Origin of the sequence: Mesorhizobium sp. M7A.F.Ca.MR.148.00.0.0 (assembly GCF_003997735.1) — a bacterium.
In the GTDB taxonomy this organism is placed as follows: Bacteria; Pseudomonadota; Alphaproteobacteria; order Rhizobiales; family Rhizobiaceae; genus Mesorhizobium.
This window is the reverse complement of record NZ_RZTB01000072.1, coordinates 1-3,189: the sequence shown is the minus strand read 5'-3', so window position 1 is coordinate 3,189 and position 3,189 is coordinate 1. Positions and strand designations below refer to the sequence as shown.

3 protein-coding genes and 1 pseudogene (1 of these 4 only partly in view) are annotated in these 3,189 nt (G+C 62.4%); all 4 read left to right on the top strand.

Annotated features, from left to right (window positions below; translation table 11 throughout):
• Nucleotides 1-811: pseudogene (locus EOB49_RS22560) on the top strand (GH25 family lysozyme) (it extends 162 nt beyond the left edge of the window).
• A gap of 152 nt (nucleotides 812-963) precedes the next feature.
• Entirely contained in the window at nucleotides 964-1,572 is a 609-nt protein-coding gene (locus EOB49_RS22555; protein ID WP_127382268.1) for a class I SAM-dependent methyltransferase, read from the top strand.
• Between the two features lie 118 nt (nucleotides 1,573-1,690).
• Nucleotides 1,691-2,656: a DUF3592 domain-containing protein gene (locus EOB49_RS22550; protein WP_245472787.1), complete on the top strand. Its 966-nt coding sequence runs from the start codon at nucleotides 1,691-1,693 to the stop codon at nucleotides 2,654-2,656.
• A 21-nt stretch (nucleotides 2,657-2,677) separates the two neighbouring features.
• On the top strand, nucleotides 2,678-3,189 hold a 512-nt coding region (locus tag EOB49_RS22545; protein WP_245472786.1), incomplete at its 3' end, for a hypothetical protein.

Genomic DNA, 3,189 nt, shown 5'->3' with positions numbered 1-3,189 from the left:
GGCAGCGTCAGAGGTGGAGAAGAGACAGCTGCCGGTCGAGCCGGCAGCCTTGGTGTCGCCGCCCAAGCTGTTGACCCGCGCGGCACCGGCCATGCTGGCCGGGCCGCTCACCCGTTACGGATTTCGCGACGCCAAGCCGATCAATTTCGGCAAGGGTTCGCCTCGCCGCCTTGCAGTGCACGGCGTCGACGTCTCGCGTTGGCAAGGCAACGTCAACTGGGACAAATTGCGGGCCCAGGGCGCCAACTTCGCCTACATCAAGGCGACCGACGGAGGTGACCACCTCGATCCGATGTTCATGAAAAACTGGCGCAGCGCCGACGCCGCCGGCTTGAAGCGCGGCGCCTATCATTTCTTCTACTGGTGCCGCACGGCCGGCGAGCAGGCGGACTGGTTCATCCGCAACGTGCCCAGGGTCGAAGGCGCGCTACCGCCGGTGATCGACGTCGAGTGGAACGGCGAGTCCAGCTGCAAGCGGCGGCCGTCGCGCGAAAAGGTGCTGGAAAAGATGCAGGTGTTCATGGACAAGCTGGAGCGGCATTACGGCCAGCGGCCCATCATCTACACCGCGCCCGATTTCTACCGCGACAATCTCAGGGGCGAATTCCTCGACTATCCGTTCTGGCTGCGTGCCGTGGCCCAGCATCCGTCAAAGGTCTACCCCGGCCGCAAATGGCTGTTCTGGCAGTATTCCGGCTCCGGCCTGTCGCACGGCGTCACCGGCCGCATAGACCTCAATGTCTTCCATGGCGACGAACGGCAATGGCGCGCCTGGGCCGGCGGCCGGCAGACGGTAGCCGACGCCAACTGAGACAGTCGTCAGTCCCGGCGCACTTCGCTCTGCCTGATGTCCGCGGTCTGGGCAACGCGACATCGGGCTGCTCGATGGACACGCTTCCGCCGGCAGCATTCGCTGAGGAAAGTGTCCGGCTCTTTGACCGACATGGACGCATGGGAGGAAAGATGGGTGTGTCATCGGAGGCTCTGGCGCAGAGCCGTCAAACGATCAGCGCTTACGAGGATTATGCGGAACAATATGATGCCATCGTGCGCCATGTCCCCAACGTGAAGGAGCAGGCATCGCTGAAGCGCCTGGTGGCGATTGCCGGCACAGGCGGCCGGATTTTGGAAGTCGGGTCCGGAGCCGGATACGACGCGGATTTTCTGGAGACTTTGGGTGTCAAAGTCCGGCGCACCGACGCGACCAAGCGGTTTCTGGAACTGCAGGCCGCGCGTGGCAAGCATGGCGAGTTGCTCGATCTCATCACCGATGATCTCGGCGGCCCCTACGACGCAGTTCTGGCCCTGTGCGTCCTCATCCATGTGCCTCGCGACGAGACCGACCAGGTGCTTGCCAAGATAGCCGGGTCGCTGCGCCGGGGCGGCGCCTTCCTCGTCTCGATGCGCAATGGCGACGGCGAGACATCAGGCGAATATCATACGGTCTACTGGCGCAGGGACGACTTCGCGGCCCGTCTCGAAGGCGCCGGGCTCGTCCTCATCAGGGACGATTTCAACGTCGGCCGCAATAGCGAAGAATGGAACACGTTCCTGGCCGTGAAGCCTGCATGACGCGGCGTGGGCTGTTGCCGTTTGCGCTGCTCAGCCTTTTCAGATTTGCGAAAATACAAGACATTGCCGCCGCCATGCTGTCTATGTGCAGGTTCCTGCACTCCTGGGGGGAGACGAGTTGGAACTCAAGATCATGCTTGTCGGCTTTGCCTGCGTGGTCGCGGGCGCGCTGTCGTTCATCACCTTCATGAAATGGCGAGAGGTGAAGGCACTCAGCCGCTGGCTGCCGACGCCGGGAAAGATCATTTCCTCGCGCGTCGAGGCACGTGAGGTCAGAAACTCGGGCGTTGGTTCGGACAGCACTGACACCACCGAAATGCGCAATTTTCCGGCGATCACCTTCGAATACAAGATCGGCGGCAAGAAGTTTCAAAGCTCGCGCTACAGCGTGAAGGAAAATCTGGGGAATTTCGAAGTCGCTGAAACCCTTGCCCAGTTTCCCCGCGGCGCGGACGTGACTGTCTTTTACAATCCGGCCGATCCGAGCAAAGCGGTGATCGAGCGCACCCTGCCGGACGGCGCCTTCAAGTTCATGGTCCAACTCTCGGCGGGATTGGCGATCGGCGCGGTTGTGCTGGTGTTTTCCGTTGGCGGTGTTCTGGAGGCGATCGGGCCGCATTTGCCCAAACCGCAGAATCTCGGCGCCGCGGCGTTGCTGCTTTTTATGGGCTTGTTCATCCTGAGCATCGGTTTCGCCCAGAAAGCGTTGGCCGAGCAGGCGGCAAAATGGCCGATCGTGGTTGGCCGCATCGACACTTCAGGTCTGCAGGCGCTCCGAAACCATTCAGGCTATGGCCGCTGGCGCACCGTCTTCAAATCCCGCATCGTCTACTCCTATGGCGTCGCCGGCCAGCGCTACAGCGCCGATCGTGTGGCCTTCGGCGCCACCGTGACTGCCTCGCTGCCGGGCCTCGTCGGCGGCCAGGCACGGCAGCATGTCGAAGGCAGCAAGGTCGACGTCCACTATGACCCCGCCAACCCCGGCTCGGCGGTGCTCGAATGCCGGGTCCGGGGGCTTTGGCTGCTATGGATCTGCTCGGCAGGCTTTCTCGGTGGCGCGGCCTTTCTGCTCGGGCTGGTTTGAGCGTGCCAGCCGACTTCCCCAATGCCAATCCAGACGGCTCCTCATGGGATGCCTTTACCTAAACAGGATGCAGCGATGAATAGCGCCATGAGATCGATCATCTGGGCCTGCGCCCTGCTTGCATCCGCGACGATGTCCGCGATGGCAGACGAGCCGGCGCCGTCGCGCCCGCCGATCGACAAATGCGTCTGGGAAAGGTTGTCTGACAAAAATATCGGGCTGGCCGCCTGGACGCAGCGCTGCGACTTCGGCTTCCGCCGGATCCATTTCGAATTCGCCGGCAATGCACTCGCCGTCAAATACAGTGATGGCGGCGCGGCCGATCCTCTCGTCGAACTGTTCGACATCATATCAGGTGAAACCGCCGAGGCTGCTTTGCGTAGCCTGTTCCTCGAAAAGACCGACAAGGCGGTCAGCGCCCGCTGTGTGCTGACGCCATACACGCAGGGCACGGAGCCTGCCGGCGTCAAACGCTACACATTCAGCCCTGACGCCTCCTATGCGGAAGAACTCAAAGCGCTTGCCAGTTCCGA

Bases quoted from the DNA above. Each gene is read 5' to 3' on its own strand.
- EOB49_RS22555 (WP_127382268.1), top strand. From the start codon at position 964: ATGGGTGTGTCATCGGAGGCTCTGGCGCAGAGCCGTCAAACGATCAGC.